Raw genomic sequence first — 892 nt, 5'->3', positions numbered from 1 at the left:
CACGAGAACGTCCGTGGCGCCGATTACTACACCCAAGAGGAGCTGTTCGATGATGACCCAACACACCCTGAGCCAATTGCACCAACTGCGGCTGGGCGGCATGGCCCGAGCACTGGAAGAACAATGGACGCTGCCGGCCAGCCACAGCCTGAGCTTCGATGAGCGCCTCGGCCTGCTGCTCGACCGCGAGCTGGCCTGGCGCGACGACAAGCGCCTGGAGCGGCTGCGTAAACAGGCCAAGCTCAAGTACGCCAGCGCCTGCCTGGAAGACCTCGACCGGCGCCGTGGCCGCACGCTGGACGAGCGCCTGATCGCGACCCTGGCCAGTGGTGACTGGATCCGTCAACGGCACAACCTGCTGCTGACCGGCCCGACCGGCGTCGGCAAGACCTGGTTCGCCTGCGCCCTGGGCCACCAAGCCTGTCGCCAGGGCTACAGCGCGCTGTACCTGCGCACCCCGCGCCTGCTGGAGCAACTGCGCATCGCCCACGGCGACGGTAGCTTCGGGCGCACCCTGCAACAGCTGGCCAAGGTCGATGTCTTGATTTTGGACGACTGGGGCCTGGCGGCGCTGGAGGAAAATGCCCGGCATGACCTGCTGGAAGTGATCGACGACCGCGCCGGCAGCCGCTCCACCATCCTGACCAGCCAGCTTCCCGTCGAGCACTGGCACGGCTGGATCAACGACCCCACGCTGGCCGACGCCTTGCTCGATCGCCTGGTACACAACGCCTACCGAATCGTGATGAAAGGCGAGTCACTACGGAGGAAAAACACGGAGGAAGAAGCCGCATCGTGACCGATGCGGTTAGAATTTAAACCCCGCGCAATCGGGTGAAGCCACCGGTCACGTTGTTAGCGAAATGAGCGGTCACGTTCACCGAAATCCGCA

1 protein-coding gene is annotated in these 892 nt (G+C 64.6%); it reads left to right on the top strand.

Features of this window, described 5'->3' with window-relative positions; genetic code table 11:
* The first annotated feature begins 100 nt into the window (after positions 1 to 100).
* Positions 101 to 799, top strand: coding sequence for an IS21-like element helper ATPase IstB (istB, locus tag HBN63_RS21615; protein WP_078459414.1), 699 nt, complete (start codon positions 101 to 103; stop codon positions 797 to 799).
* Positions 800 to 892 lie beyond the last annotated feature (93 nt).

Source organism: Pseudomonas sp. WS 5011 (assembly GCF_012985775.1).
GTDB classification, from domain to species: domain Bacteria; phylum Pseudomonadota; class Gammaproteobacteria; order Pseudomonadales; family Pseudomonadaceae; genus Aquipseudomonas; species Aquipseudomonas peli.
The sequence above is the reverse complement of the archived record's forward strand: the minus strand, read 5'-3'. Positions and strand labels throughout refer to the sequence as shown.

Coding starts and splice junctions, on each gene's coding strand:
- istB (WP_078459414.1), top strand. CDS start 101: ATGGCCCGAGCACTGGAAGAACAATGGACGCTGCCGGCCAGCCACAGC.